General features: G+C 37.6%; 9 protein-coding genes. 2 read left to right on the forward strand and 7 right to left on the reverse strand.

The window, feature by feature from the left end; genetic code table 11:
* Window positions 1-109 precede the first annotated feature (109 nt).
* Window positions 110-1,717 (reverse strand): helix-turn-helix domain-containing protein, encoded by a 1,608-nt coding sequence (locus NOS7524_RS00630; protein WP_015136521.1) that lies wholly within the window; start codon window positions 1,715-1,717, stop codon window positions 110-112.
* A 659-nt stretch (window positions 1,718-2,376) separates the two neighbouring features.
* Window positions 2,377-2,628, reverse strand: coding sequence for an HU family DNA-binding protein (locus NOS7524_RS00635; protein WP_015136522.1), 252 nt, complete (start codon window positions 2,626-2,628; stop codon window positions 2,377-2,379).
* 142 nt (window positions 2,629-2,770) lie between these two features.
* Between NOS7524_RS00635 and NOS7524_RS00640 the strand changes: the two genes are divergently transcribed.
* Window positions 2,771-3,649: a hypothetical protein gene (locus NOS7524_RS00640; protein WP_015136523.1), complete on the forward strand. Its 879-nt coding sequence runs from the start codon at window positions 2,771-2,773 to the stop codon at window positions 3,647-3,649.
* A gap of 3 nt (window positions 3,650-3,652) precedes the next feature.
* Here NOS7524_RS00640 and NOS7524_RS00645 read toward each other — a convergent pair whose 3' ends face one another.
* Together NOS7524_RS00645 and NOS7524_RS00650 are read right to left on the reverse strand one after the other, a co-directional pair.
* Window positions 3,653-4,153, reverse strand: coding sequence for a hypothetical protein (locus NOS7524_RS00645; protein WP_015136524.1), 501 nt, complete (start codon window positions 4,151-4,153; stop codon window positions 3,653-3,655).
* A gap of 182 nt (window positions 4,154-4,335) precedes the next feature.
* Window positions 4,336-4,770, reverse strand: a complete 435-nt coding sequence (locus NOS7524_RS00650; RefSeq protein ID WP_015136525.1) for an Hsp20/alpha crystallin family protein — start codon at window positions 4,768-4,770, stop codon at window positions 4,336-4,338.
* Window positions 4,771-5,463: 693 nt separating this feature from the next.
* Between NOS7524_RS00650 and NOS7524_RS00655 the strand changes: the two genes are divergently transcribed.
* Window positions 5,464-6,018, forward strand: coding sequence for a hypothetical protein (locus NOS7524_RS00655; RefSeq protein ID WP_015136526.1), 555 nt, complete (start codon window positions 5,464-5,466; stop codon window positions 6,016-6,018).
* Between the two features lie 41 nt (window positions 6,019-6,059).
* On the opposite strand, the gene NOS7524_RS00660 is transcribed toward NOS7524_RS00655, so the two are convergent.
* The 3 genes from NOS7524_RS00660 to NOS7524_RS00670 all read right to left on the reverse strand — a co-directional run bounded on the left by NOS7524_RS00660 (window position 6,060) and on the right by NOS7524_RS00670 (window position 14,709).
* Window positions 6,060-9,923 carry an ATP-binding protein gene (locus tag NOS7524_RS00660; protein WP_015136527.1) on the reverse strand — a complete coding sequence of 1,288 codons (3,864 nt, stop codon included), beginning with the start codon at window positions 9,921-9,923 and terminating at the stop codon, window positions 6,060-6,062.
* A 91-nt stretch (window positions 9,924-10,014) separates the two neighbouring features.
* A complete protein-coding gene (locus NOS7524_RS00665) occupies window positions 10,015-13,518 on the reverse strand; it encodes a hypothetical protein (protein WP_015136528.1) in 3,504 nt (1,167 codons plus the stop codon).
* Between the two features lie 390 nt (window positions 13,519-13,908).
* A complete protein-coding gene (locus NOS7524_RS00670; RefSeq protein ID WP_015136529.1) occupies window positions 13,909-14,709 on the reverse strand; it encodes a HEAT repeat domain-containing protein in 801 nt (266 codons plus the stop codon).
* Between the last annotated feature and the right edge of the window lie 108 nt (window positions 14,710-14,817).

The following is a 14,817-nucleotide window of genomic DNA, read 5'->3' on the forward strand; positions in this document are numbered from 1 at the left end:
GGTTCAACTGCATTAACAATTTATATGGAGCATTCTTGTTAGCTTAATGTCGTGATCATCCTGAAGTTGATAGTCAGCTGGTGGTCAAGATTTTTTCAAGTATTAATACCTAAATTTTGATATCTAAGAGGATACGGACAAAGGCGGCTTGTTGTAGGCTGAGGGGGCGATCGCCTCGTTCAACTAGTGAGATAAACTTTTGGGATACACCAAGAACGCTAGCCAGCTTTGTCTGTGGCCACCCTTTGGCAATACGCGCTTCCCTCACTTGGCTGCCAGTCAATTTAATGTCTTCTGGCGTTGTATCCTTCGCTTTAGGCTGTAATTGTTGTACCTTTGGCTTAACTTTGGATGCTATTAGTTCAGGAATAGGATGTGGGGGTTTGATGGTCAGCTTGGCATCCAGTAGTTTTTTAAAGTAGCCTTTAGGCTTTTTCTGCGTGTATTCTGGTCTTAGCCATTCGGGGTATGTTTCTGGGTCAAACACAATTTGCCAGTCCAAATTAAGCAGATGCTTCAGAGCGTTATCCCAGCGCTGTTTTAGGTCGTAAGCTCTACGGAAGTCTGATAAAGCTTTATCTATTTCTGTTTTGGGCAATACAATTTCTATTAGCTCCTGTACCTTGTAGCTTCCATCAAGACGAACCCGACTATCCAATGTCAAATATATAGCCAACCTTAGCGTGAGTTCTTCATGATATGGGTCAATTTTTAAGACATTCTGGGCTAAGTAGCCAAACTGATATAAAGCTTCCCGCGATTCGGCTCCCGCTTTGTTTAAAAAGTATTTAGTCCAAGTACCAGGTTGAACAATTATCTGAACTTCATCAGGCTCTTCTATTTTTCCAGATGTATTTACCTGACCATATGGCACAATCGTGATGTTCCACATGCGACCAACAGGGGTACTAGCATTTATACCACCTTTTCTATTTCTCCCTTCTATCCATACTGTTTTAACTAATAAACAATCCAATGCAAATGCGGTTTTTGCTATTTCTAAAAGTTTTTGACATTTAGGTAAATCAGTTCGCTTATCCCAACCAATTTTTTCTATCAAATCACTGCCTTTTACAGTAAATAAACTCTCCCAAGGTTTTTCCTGCTCCATTGTATAGGCAGCCAATATTAAATGCAGCTTGGCACTAGTAAACCCAAATTTATCGATAATCTGTTGGGCTTCATTCCAAGGAAGTAATGTTATATCACCAGGGGTACTAATATAATGCTCAATATAATTTTGGGGATTGCCTTTAGCTTTGTGTTGTGCAACTGCTATCCCTTCTTCATTTTTTTGCCACGACTCTTCTTTTTTGATTTGAGAGTTGATGCTTGAAAGCATAAGTGCTGCTGTAGGAATAGCCTCAAATGGCTGTGATTTAAATAATGAGTTTTGGTGGCTGTCTCTATAGCCTTGAAGATTGTTATTTACTATATTATAGGAATTTTGCAGATTATTTTCATCAATTTTATGTTTTCCTGAAACTATCGAAGAAATAGTTCGATACAATACTTCATTAAAAATAGCTTCAAACAAGTCAGAATTATCTGTCGCCTCTGACGCTTCTGATGCAGATAATGTCTTTTCACCTTGTAAATGTTGCGGTAATTTATCGCTTATAACTTGTCTAACATTATCTTGTATTTCCAGCAAAATAGAGGGACTTAGTTCATCTATATCATTAGGATTAACGGATTCAAAGCTATTTTGATTCATGAGATTATCATTTACAAAAAAGTGGCGAACATTTCTACCCGTTGTTTGAACGATAGTTGGCGCAATCGGGCAAACAGGTAGATATCAGCTTCGATGCTGGTGTCGGATGCTTGGGGGCGGTAGTTCAGTTTTGCGTTCGCAAGGATGCGTCGGAGGCATTTTTCATAGCGACAACTCCTAGAAAATAATAAACCCAAGCATCTAATTGAGCTAGATGTTTTTATTACCTAATATCAATTCTATGTGAGGCTGCGCTTTATTCACGTAGGGGCAATTCATGTAGCCGAAGGCTTCCCGTTCGCGCTAGCGTTGCGTAAAGCCTATGGCATAGCTACGCTTAGGGCGCAGCCTCTCGTAAAGAAGCAAAGGGTATTGCCCCAGAACCTATGTAGTTTTGGGTAAGTCCTATAAACGCATCTTCACAAATAAATGGTATAACTTAAATCAAGTTCAAATTCTACTCAATTTATATACAAATTTTGTAGTAATTATACAAAGATGATTGTGAATTGAAAAATAATTAATAAGCCCTAGAGCAACAGTTGAGTTGAAAGTACATTTCTTTAGAGTTTGATTTGAGTGTCTCAATAACTCAACTTAGTGCTTTCATTTAATTCCTTTTCGCAGCCGTTGCTTCCAGTCAAAAAGCCTCACTACTCTTACGCCTTGTAAGTAGACGACCAGCCAAACAACTTACGCAACCGTTGAGAGGGATTGAATTTAAAAACCCAACTTTCTCGTTCTACTCTTACGTAAAAAGTTCCAAAGTTACGTAAAGAAACACTGTCTCCCTGTTTGAGGGATTCATAAATTTCTTCAAGCGTTGCATCAATGACTTCTTCCACAATGCCAGTTTCTTTGCACACTCGTTGGGACACACGGCGTACCAGTTCTTTCTTGTCGATAGACATCTTTACACTAATTCACTTTTTACAATCACCAATAATGCTGATTAGATATTACAGCATAAGAACAAATTATCATTATTAGAGTTGTAAAAATAGATAAAATATTATTAATTATTTCCAATCAATTCACAATAAATAAAATTAAATGACTCGATTTATTCATGACCAATTCGCCAAGGATTATCTGGAAGAATTACTAAAACCTTATGGAGAAGTACAAGCCCCCAGTCGTGTAGCAGGAGAAGTGCGAGAAATTGATGTTTTCTTTTCTCCAGCAGCACAACAAACTACCAATTTAGCGACATTAGGTTTATTAGGAAAGTTTGCGACCAATCCTGCTATCTTTGAGCCATTCCGCAATGCGGCATCTAAAGAAGAAATTTGTGATTGTCTGTTGAAATTATTAGAAGTTAGGGGTGCATTACAACGAGAAGCTAATAAAAATAAAACCCTTATTCAAGAATTAGAAATTCCCAAATTATGGATTCTCACCCCCACAGCATCCGCGACGCTGCTGTCAGGGTTTCGTGCAGTTCAAGGGGAAGATTGGTTGCCTGGAGTACATTTCATGGCAGACTATTTACGTGCAGCCATTGTAGTCATCCATCAGTTACCACAAACTCCAGAAACACTATGGCTGAGAATCCTGGGTAGAGGAAGGGTACAAGAGCAGGCAATTAATGAGTTAAAAGCACTACCATCAAATCATCCATTCCAGAAAGCGACGCTAGAATTAGTTTACAACCTGCGCCAGAATTTGAGAGTAAATCAAAATTTAGAAGAAGATGATAGGGAGTTAATTATGCGGCTAAAACCACTGTATCAACAAGACCGAGAACAAGCCAAACTGGAAGGAGAACGTCTTGTTGTCGAAAACTTATTACAAGTTCGCTTTGGTTCATTAGATAAAGAATTAAGCGCAATTATTGAATTATTATTAGCCTTACCACCACAAGAATTTACGCCATTACTCATGCAATTGTCACGGGAGGAATTAATTGCTAGATTTGGCAGACAATCTTGATATTTATTCGCCGAGATTTTCCAGAGCCGAGGCTTGGTGCATAATTTGCACTTTCAATGAATCTGCCGCAACTGCTGCTATAGTTTCCCAATCTTCTTGTGTCAGCATTACAAGAATTAGTTCGCGTAGCACCTGTCGGTTGGAAATAAACTCTTCGCCATAAAGTTCATCCCTCTGTAAAATAGCCTCGATGCGTTCTCGTACTTGAGGGGTGGGCATTCTCAACTTTTGGAGCAGGCGCTCCCGTGCTGTAGAAGTTGCAACAGAAGTCGCAGTTCCCAAATTCCAATCGTTGAGTAGCGATCGCACTTCCCGGTTAAGCGAAACCCGTAAAGTAGTTAGGCGACTAAACAATCCGGGGTTGAGCATTAGTTGACCGATGGCAGAACCCCAGTCTAAACCAGCACTGATGTTACCTCCTACCGCATCCTCAGCTTCGATACCCAAAAGCAACGATTCTTCATCAAACAGCAAATCCATCGGACTGGCAAATTGTTCGCTCATGAACTTACTCTGCTATTGCGTTATCTTGACCTCGAATTAGCCGAACTTCCAATCGCACTTTTTATTCCAACTAAGGCAATTTAACAAGTATTTATTAAAATAAAATACCTGGTTGATATATTTCAACCAGGTTTAACATCATGTCACACTATTAGTTGAATACTTGCTTACTAATATCAACTCTATGCCGCACCTTCCCCAAGGTTAATTTTGACGACTTTATTTTTTTCTTGCTCGGTTTTAGGTAGAGTCAAATTCAAAATCCCGTCTTTATATTCTGCCTTGACGTTGGTATTTTGAATGCGAGCAGTCAGGGGAATTACTCGTTGGAACTTGCCGTAGTAAAATTCACTTCTTGTTTTACCATTATTGTCGGTTTTAGTTTCAGATTTACGTTCGGCAACCACCTTAACTGCATTCTCGGTGACTTCGATATCTACATCCTTAGCCTCGATTCCAGGCAGTTCCAGCTTCAGGTGTATGGCTTCTTCGGTTTCGTGGAGTTCGGCTGCTATAGCTCTAGCCAAAGTGGGTGCTGGGAAATCTTCAAATAAGGAGTCGATTTGACGTTGCAGTGCGTTCAATTCTTGCCAGGGGTTGTAGCGTACTAATACCATAACTCTCTCCAATTTGTAATTTTTTATTTACTTACTTCAGGATTTATCATTGCTTTGATTATTAGAATATGGCGAAATACAATGACTGAAAATACGGTTAATCTCACTTTTTAAATTCAGGATTACCGCACCAAAATTTTGACTGAATAAAAGGTAGGAAGAATACGAATTTATTAGGTACGGTTTTCCCGAAAATGTCTAGATCAAAAAGTGGGGTGATGCAGGCAGCGTGAAGCGCGATCGCCTAAAGACAACTGGTACGTTGTAAACTTAAAATCCCACAAAGGTACGAAGATTTATCACAACTGTCGTCTACTCAATATCGATATACCTCCAAATCTGAGACAATATCAGTACAATCCCACAACTATGTCCAACAATTGAGAATTTTCTCAATAACTAGCTGGCAGTATTAATTATTTTGGATGAGAAGACAATAGAGAATTTGATCAAGTGCGACGATGCTCCGCCCCGTCTTAAGAGCGATGGCATAACCGCCCGCCGTAGGCGATCGCTTCTTCCCCTTCAAACTAAAAATTGACCTCTTCTACGCCCAAAACGTCACCTTGCAACGCTTTCATTTTGTCGATATATAACAATCCTGTAGAAATCAGATACAATTAATACTCAGTATATTTCTCTCATCCACCAAATCTTCTACAATCAGCTGGTCGATATCGAAATTGATATCAAATGGCTGAACAAAAGTCCCCACCCAGCGAGATGATCCGCGTGCCTGTCCCACTAATTGGGATAGTTCGGCAACTATCCAAGCTACATCGGCAGGGGCATACAATTGCCTTGCTGCAAGCATTAGAGGAGTTAGTAGCAAGATTTGATAGCAATATTGATATCGATTTAGCTGGCAGCAAACAAGTTTTACAATTGCAGGAGAAGTTGGAGGAATTGGAGTCCCATCTTGCTGATAGAGATAAGTCGGTGGAAACCAAGCTCGAAGCAATGACCAAAAAACTGGAGTTAATCGAACGGGCTATTTTATCAACTCGATACAACAGTCAACCTAAACAAAGAAGACAATCATACCCATACCAACAAACACAAGTTGAATTACAACCCAGGACAAACGAAAGTCTTGCCCCAAGACTTGGTGTTACCCCCCAAAGCTTAATTGCAGAAAGAGAAAAACTCAGTACCAAAGAATTTCTTAGCTATACACGTAACCGCGATCCAATGAGCGTGGGTTGGGAATGGAATCCTTCGGACGGACTATACCACCCTCACAAGTGATTTTCACGGAAATGGAGACGATAATCACTCTAGTGGTCACTTTATTGACGTGACAAAATCAGATTGAGAAGATTTAGGGAGCGAGAGTTAAGAAAGTAATTTGCTTTAAACAAACTACGACGAATTTGTGTCAAATCGTAACTTTTAAAAATTACCCAAGGAAAATCAGGGTAGCCATTACCAATAGGAAGAAAATCATTAGCAGGGTATAAAGCTTTAATATAACGCTCTAGTAAAATACGAAAATCATAACTCATAGGAGAATTTGCATCTCCTATGAATGAGGATTGAAGAATTTTATCCTTTAACAAAAAATGTAGGGGAATAGCTAAGTACTGATCGCTAAAATTACTAGAGTCGCTTATTTGCTGAGTGTTACCCTCATTTTGGAGCAGGTGTTCTATAAAATCAATGGCAAACAAAATTTCATTTTTGATATTTTCTGAATAATCACCTTGACTGATATTTTTTAGTGCATTCCTAAAGTTTGTTGTTATGGAAGAGCGAATTTGAGAATAAGGATCTATACTGTACCGTGATGTTACAGTGTGATTATTCATTGGGATAATCAATAATGAACCGTCCATGTAAACCTGTGGACTAATTTCTATTTCTAACAATTCAGCCATACAGGAACATTGGTCAAATAAAAAATCCACTCCTAGCTCCGATAAAGACAGCAAGCTAATTTTTTTTCTAGCTGGTTGCTGGACAACAGAAGAATTGGATATGCGAGGAGGTTGAATTAGAAACTCGGATGACTTAAATAAAGTAAACAGATTTTCAAAAACAAGTTTAATATCCTGGTCATCTGGATGTAGCCGCAGGTGACTTCGTAGTAACTGCATCAAAGATTTAATCCGAGTGCTGAAAGTCTCACCGCTTGAATATATCGCTTTACCACCAACGGGAATCATGGCTACGTTGCGTCCACCTAAATTCCCAGCACCCAAAATTCGCGTCATTATCGCCGCCCGTAAGACGAGTAGAGAACCTATTAAATTCGCGGCGCAGGTACTTTTACTTTGTTGATTATTAGGTGCATTTGTAAAAACTTTTTCAATAATGTAAACTGTTATTTTCTTATGAGCGCGGTCATTATTTTGTCCCTCACCAAACTCACCTCTACCTCGATAAATTACCTGAATTATCTCCATCAGGTTATTTTCTATCTGAAATCTTGGTAGTTCAACAATTATATGTTTAGCAAGGGGAAAAGAAATACCGCGAGCCGCAGATGATGTCATAAACACTACCCGTACCTCATTCTTGCGTTTGAGCAGCATTTCCAGATCAGCTACTTGGGAATGTATCTCTAGATAAGTCTCATTTTTATCGAAGCCAGAAAGTCTCTTTTTGACTAGAGAAATTAATTGTCTTAGACGTTGTTTATCCTGGATATAAACAATTAATTGTCCTAATTCTGGGTGATTAACATAGTGGATTATTTCGTTTATTAAAGACTCATCTCGTGCTGATTGACCAGGTGTAAATTTAATGGAACCATCATCGTTGATTTTGTTCACTTCAAAAAACACTTGGTAAGTTAGCTCAATTTGTTTAGCTGGATATGAGTTAACATTAATAACAGCAGAATCAACATTAGCTGGCAGTGCAGAATAACCGCCAAAAGACAGATAACTAACTTCTAATGGTTCTTGCTTTTTATCAACAAAAGAACAATAGATTTTATCTGGTTCCGCTTCCTTTGTACCGAGATGTGGTTTAACAACATCAAGACCTGTAAGAGAAGCATCAGCAATAATCAACTTTGTATTAAAACCGTATGAAGGGTCAAATAACTCAAGTTTTTTTCCTAACCATTTCTTCATAGAGTGAAACCACTCAACTCCAGCATTGTCACCTGTTACTTCGTCAATCATGACAATGATATGCTTCAGGCGTGAAGATAATTCACTCATTAACTCCGGAATTACATCACCATTATTTGTAACTGAACGAAATAGTCTCTCGAAATTATCTAATGAGTCACCTCCACTATTCAATTTGCGGAGGGATTGAGTTGAGCAGGTAATGACAATTTTATTTTTTTGCTGTTTGATGAGAATATGACCTGCGTCACATAAACTTCTAATAACTCCGGTTCCGGATTTGTTGTTGTAGCCGAGTGAAGAGCGGGACTGACGATTTATTAAATTCTTTCGGTTGGGGTTCCGTTTTTTATCATATTCTGCACCATGAAAAGTTACCCCTAAGCTTTCAAAAGTTTGATTATTGCCATTAGAATAATATCTCACTGTAGGCTGTTTATTATTGGCATTAATCAGAGCGTAATTCGTGGAAATACAATACAGGTCATCAGCGAACAAATTACCTGTTTTTTTATCTATAAATTTATTAATCGTGTCTTCGTTTACAGAGAGACGCGGACTAATGTAGAAAAACAGGAAACCCTCATCAGCATGTTCGCGGATAAAATTCACCACCGCCGTTGTTTTACCAATACCCGGATTCCCGGTTAGAAACAGATTACGATAATTACCTGACAGATGTTCCTGAATTATTTTTGCGTGGGCATTTATTAAAGAAATTTGCTCAGTTAGATGGTATTTTTCACTGATTGAAGTATCTAAAAAATCTGAAGGATTATTAAAATTTGTAAGTGTTTCACTGAAACACACAGTTTTATCTTTTGTAACATTAGTATCACATAATGAGTCCACAAATTGGTGGACTTTTTGTTCATGAGAAAGTTTATGTGGCTGAGCTCTTTCTATTAATTCTTCTTTTCCCGAAATTCCTACTTGTTCAAGCGAACGTGAAAGGCAATATACAGCATTTTTTTTTATTAAATTAAGCATCTTAAACAGCGCATTTTCATAAGTATTGATCGAATTTTCTCTATCCGACTTTTGCCGTCCCTTCATCGATTTATATGCCTCGGCGCAAAGGTCAAGAATGTGAAAGTCCTCCCGGCTAACATTTAAGGTGCTAATTCCTCGTGTAGTGTAACCTATTGTTGTCACTTGTACGGTCGCATCCTTGGGTATTCTATTTTCTGAATCAAGAAATTTGACGAAACTTGCTGAGTATGATGCTGCCTGTACCAACTTAACAAAATCTTTGTCGTAATAAGAAAAAGCTGTAAGATAATCCTGAATATATTGCCCTATTAATTGCTGATTAGTCCCTTTTTGGGTGTCAATTTTTAATTTATGATAAACACTTTTGGACATTAAATAACGCAGTTCTGCTTTTAAATATCCAAGAATAGACGAAGCACTTGATAAATTCCACAACTCAAACTGTTCTTGTTCATGCCTTGAATCATCATTATCTTGCTGAGAATTAAATTCATTATCCTGATTACTCTCTACAGTAAAGGCAGACAAATCAACACAGACAATGTAATATTCCTTGTTTTTTTCTCCGTCTTTCGACATCAGCATCAATGTATCCGCTTTTAAAAATTCTCCTGTCTCGGCATACTTATTTATATAAGGTGTAACCTTATCTGCGGTAATATCAAACTGCGAAAGAATCTGAGAATATCGGTCATGTTGATGTTTTTCTAGCGTTCTCATGCTGGCTTCATCTGAGAGGCAGCATTGCATATATAGTAGTTCCCAGTTTCTATTAGAAGCAGACGAAAACTCCAAAGAGTCCATCAATTCCTTCCATAAACCTAAACCACCAAGATGACCTCGTAAGAGTAAAAATTTACCCCATGCTGCCCATATTCTTTGACTCTCCGCATCAATAAATCCTTCTAACAGTTTCATCTCAACAAGTTTATTGACTACTCCTCGATGATTGATACGTTTCAGGTCATCAATGAATAAATCCATGTGGGCATATTTCATCCCTGATTGATGAATTGCTGTCAATATTCCTGCGTTGAATGCTAACTCGAAAAGATGTCCCTGAGCTTCTCTTATTTTCATTTTATTATAATAATTTATTCAGCTTAAAAACAATAATTTGCTGAGATAATCAAGGTTTATATAAATCAAAATTATGTGTGTTATGGTTCACTTAAAATTGAATTTCGACATTACCGTTTTCAATCTCCCAATGCTTATTTTCTAGTATCAGGCAAATTCGTTCTTGCAAAATTGGGTGGTTGTAGTGTCTCACTAAGAAATTATTATAATCTCTAGGGAGTTCTGTCGATGGGTCTTCTATTTCGTGTTTATCTAAAAAATCCTCAATCTCTTGAAGAAAGGCAAGTAGGGTTTGAGATGAATTGGCAGAATCATTAATCACATCTTTTACATCTCTTGAGTCACTTAAGGCATTGTTAACTTCTGTCAACCATGCGAGATAATTCATTTGCACCCCAGGAATGCAATGCTTACCTCTTGCCGATGATCTGCCGATTGCATTATCGCCAATTATATCGTTAAGTGGGTCAAGCTTAGGTAACAATTTTTCTGACTTGCTTTGTTTCTTTTCGTATCTTGAATAATGCAATAGTGTCAAATAAAACGTAATATCATTTTTTAATTGACCTTCCTTAATTAGACCATTCATAACCTTCGTCATGTCGAGTGCATCACCTGGATGAGCATTCAAAAGTGTTGAATAAGTCGTTGCAGTGTTATAGAAAGTCCTATCTTTCTCTATGGTCTTTACTGTAAGCAAATTAAAAAATATTACCTGGGAGCGATTGGGGTCATTAAATAAGTTACTTAGTTGTCGTACATCCTGAATATATAAGGTTTCTTCTTGAGTTTTATCGTCGATGCACAAGGCACTGTAACTGTCATATAAAGCAGGATATATTATTAGATCATCTGCAATATTCTTGAGGAACTTTATTATATCCGGTGACATAAAAAATAATTCATTTTGTTGGTCTGTCACTCGCAATTGTTCGGAAAAGGGAGTTTTAGCGATGTATAAAACATCCTTAAAACCCTTATGGTACATCTCATTAATTACATCTCGAAGCACCCACGGAGTGCGATGCAATTCATCTACCCAGTAATTGCCTGCTAAAGTTTTAACTCGATTTATCTTTATACCAGTTTCGGTGTCCTCCACCGCTACTATTTCACCTGTCAAATTCGCAATATAATTATCTTCCCAACGCGACGAACGCGCATCGCACTTGTTACTAGACACCATTACTATTAATAATTTTTTGAGTATCCGTTTATCGTTATTTTTGCTATGGTATTTCTGTGGTAATAAAGAGTACAGTGATTTCTTCGCATTAGGAATTTTAAAACGGTCAATTTTCGGTAACACTATCCCTTGAGAATTGATGAACATAAAGTCACTTAATAAATGATTCCATTCTTCAACCATTTGATGAATTAGTGCTTCCTGTTGTGTTGTTTCTTCTTCCGGTGTTTCATGCAGTATCCACTGGCCTACAAATAAACTTTTGTTTTTTTTCACCCTACTAGTGAGAAGTTCTAGGATTATAAATCCAAGGGTCTTTAATGTAAGCTCGTATTTGAAACGCCCTTCAACCGTAGCTTTTTCTAAAGAAACCTCCCCTATTTGAAACTCTATAATTGAGCCATAAAATACAACACTGCTGAGGAAATCACTAGCTTCGTCAGCATTGTTAAGTGTATTAACTTTCTTCAGAAAATCAGGTTTTTTACCTAATAATTGTGCTAGCTGTTTTATATTTTTTTTATCGCGTTCAAACTGTTGTGCATTATTAGATTGTACAAACTTATAGAAGACAGAGAGCATTTGTATATCGTCAGTTTGATAAGCCATATCAAACTCACATTTTTTTGTTGCTCGATAGAAATTATCTGTCTCAAATTTCAGCTTTACTGGTAGCTGGATAATTGCTTCTTTTGTTACCCCCTGTTGGGAAATAAAGATATGCTTGAGACATTGTTTTAAATTACCTGAAGAAAGTTCTTCTCCAAAAAATCTATCTGTACTACTTATTTCTGTTAATTCAGAAACCAGTAATTTCTTTGATATCCCAATACTTACTTGTTTCTCATCAGATAATAAAATTTGTTTTAAATATTTTTGGATAAGTTTTACTATTGCTTTTAGGTTGTGTGAAACCAAATCTTGATTAATATTACTAACAAACTCCGCCAAAAAGTTTTGTTTATGTGCATCACTCTGATTATCTGGGTTACTGAAAATAGGCAATACTTTGTCTGTGAAATCTTTAATTACATCAAATTGGATAACATCTTGATAAGAAGAATTTACTTCTGAAGGATTAGGACACGCAAATGCAAAATAATAAAGAATAAAATATTTAATTATTTTTTCAACCTGCCAATCTGTTTTTTGCGGGGGGTTTTCATCAATTTGTTGATTATTTAATTTTGAATTTGGGTTAATTATGTCAAGTCCGTAAGCGAATGAAGTACCGTATTTAACTGGATTATTGACGCGCCCATTGAATTTAAATTTTAATCCAAAAGTTATTGACGTTATACCTAGACGTGGGTCATCTGTCTGCCCAATACAACCATTAATTTGCCCAATGATAGGCAATTCCGAAAAAGCATCCCTACGAGAAAATAATTCTTTAATATTTACAGTCACACCCTGATATACTACATCGTAATAACCATCAGCTTTCTTCGGGTCATTGATGAATTTTTCTAATAATCTAATGCGTCTACTGTAGTCTCTCAAATAAAATGATGCCTCATGGGATGATATTTGACGTGAATTTTCTCCTTTACCATCCTTATATATGACTTCTCTGTTTTTACTTAAATCGTTACATTCTTCACCAATCACTTCTGCCCAAAACTCTAAAAAATTTATCTCCGCTTCTCTTTTTAATCTTCCGATTGTTTCTTGATTAATTAATTTTTCAAGTAATGATAATTCCTGAGAACCATGAATCTTGATAGACTCCAGATTAGTTCTTACATTGCCAATTACATAATCAGATATATCTGACTCATCATTCATCTTCAGACGAACATAGTTTTCTAGTGCCGTTAATACAAGTTCGCGGAATCTAGTTGCACTATTTATTTCTATGGTGACTTTGTGGTTTATAATCGCAGGATTATCAAACTCAGACTCCAAGGCTAGTTCTTGGCTACTTAATCCAGGCGATTGGGGGAAATCCCAGGTAAATAAGGAAGAGTCTTGAGGTTTTTTTGCCAAGGGAGTAAGCATTGAATCAATTAATTGCTCAATGATATTATCTGCGATTTGTGCATTGGAATTTAAACCTGTGCTATTCTTAATTTCATCTATTAAAAGTTTGGATAAAGTCGCTTTTATTGATTTAATTTTGTCTTTGAATACCTCACGACAAGCATCGGTCATATTTATTGTCGCTCGATATGCTTTTTCGTCTTTTGACAACGGTAATCTTATATCTTTAGCTTTAGCTATCTGGTAAGCAAAGGCATGAATATCAATGATTAACCTTAATCTCTCGTTATTAGAGTCTTTTTTTAAAGAAAATATTTTTCCTCCTGACTCTCCATTCAATTCTTCATCTATTTTTGAGAGCAAATCTCTATAATCTGGTCGCGGTAGTTGATTTCTTTCTTCCCTTAACTGATTCTGATTCTCCACTCTATGTCGCCCCTTTTTTAGTTAAGTGAAACCGGGTTGTGTGTTGCTTACTTTCCCATGATTGGCTCAATATAATACAACTACTATTGCTAAAAATTCCCTTTATATTCACAAAAGTAGACCATTCTCAGGGACAGTACCGGGGTTGAAAATTTTAAGCAAAAACGAACAACATCATACTCAAACACTTCAACATCGGTATTCTTCGTGTCCATCACCCCCAATTTTTCTTACTTCCCTACCCAGTCAAATAAACAAAATTCATATTAACTAAAAAACAAAAAGCTAAAAAGCTAGTTTTATCTTTTTAGCTTTTTATAAAGCCCGGTGTAGATACTGTGTCAACTGTGTCATAATCAAAGTTCATCTAGAGAGTGGTGCTGCTTAACCTCACTTACGCTTTTTACTTTTGTTGTTACTTTTTTTCTTATTCTTACTCGGTGTACTCGCAGTCTTAGCAAAACCACGGGGCTTGTGTACAAGTCCAAGCCCGTAATAATCAGATATTTCCTCAAGAGAGAACCTGCGGAGCGGAACTTCCTCACGAGTTTTCAACCCTAGCGATACCTGTACCTCACCCCAATCTCCTACCAGAAACGGCATAACCCGATTGGCAGCAAACGCACGCTCTATTACTGGCGCAGACTCAACCGCGTTTAAATCTATCAGTTCGCCAATTAAACAAGCGTTCATGTCTGGATCATTTTCCACAAAGCGTTCGAGTTGCTGGGTTAAAATCGTCACACATTGGTCGCGGACATCCAGGTGGTTTTGAGCAATTCGGGTCAGTGCGATCGCCGCATCCGTGCGCTCAAAGGATTCATGGGATAAATCTGCAACATATGCTTCGAGTGCGGGAATTGCAGCAGGCCCTATCATCCCGAAGGCATTAGGTAATTCGCTCCTCATCCAATCATCATCGAGTTCGTGAAACAGATTAATCAGCGGTGGAATTGCTTCGGACGCACGCAGTTGACCCAGCACGCGCACTGCATGAACGGGTGCCCAAACCTCCAAACTCTCGGTGTCCGTAGAATTTAACTCCATGTCAGTCGCCATGCGGATAAGGTCTTGAATATGGTCTGCACTAAAACCAAGTTCCTCGACGTAATTTGGTACTTCCTGCATTTCACTGATGTCACCGTAGGTCAGCAACTTATCGACCGGAGATGGATAAGAAGACGCTGCCATACCAAGTATCTCCTCCTATTGTCGTAATTATTATCTGATGCACTACACGCTCAGTTCCTCAATATTGCAACAAACCTTTTAGCGCGGGAATTGTATCATGCTTGTACG

The organism is Nostoc sp. PCC 7524 (assembly GCF_000316645.1).
Taxonomy (GTDB): domain Bacteria; phylum Cyanobacteriota; class Cyanobacteriia; order Cyanobacteriales; family Nostocaceae; genus Trichormus.

Coding starts and splice junctions, on each gene's coding strand:
- NOS7524_RS00630 (WP_015136521.1), bottom strand. CDS start 1,717: ATGAATCAAAATAGCTTTGAATCCGTTAATCCTAATGATATAGATGAA.
- NOS7524_RS00635 (WP_015136522.1), bottom strand. CDS start 2,628: ATGTCTATCGACAAGAAAGAACTGGTACGCCGTGTGTCCCAACGAGTG.
- NOS7524_RS00640 (WP_015136523.1), top strand. CDS start 2,771: ATGACTCGATTTATTCATGACCAATTCGCCAAGGATTATCTGGAAGAA.
- NOS7524_RS00645 (WP_015136524.1), bottom strand. CDS start 4,153: ATGAGCGAACAATTTGCCAGTCCGATGGATTTGCTGTTTGATGAAGAA.
- NOS7524_RS00650 (WP_015136525.1), bottom strand. CDS start 4,770: ATGGTATTAGTACGCTACAACCCCTGGCAAGAATTGAACGCACTGCAA.
- NOS7524_RS00655 (WP_015136526.1), top strand. CDS start 5,464: ATGGCTGAACAAAAGTCCCCACCCAGCGAGATGATCCGCGTGCCTGTC.
- NOS7524_RS00660 (WP_015136527.1), bottom strand. CDS start 9,923: ATGAAAATAAGAGAAGCTCAGGGACATCTTTTCGAGTTAGCATTCAAC.
- NOS7524_RS00670 (WP_015136529.1), bottom strand. CDS start 14,709: ATGGCAGCGTCTTCTTATCCATCTCCGGTCGATAAGTTGCTGACCTAC.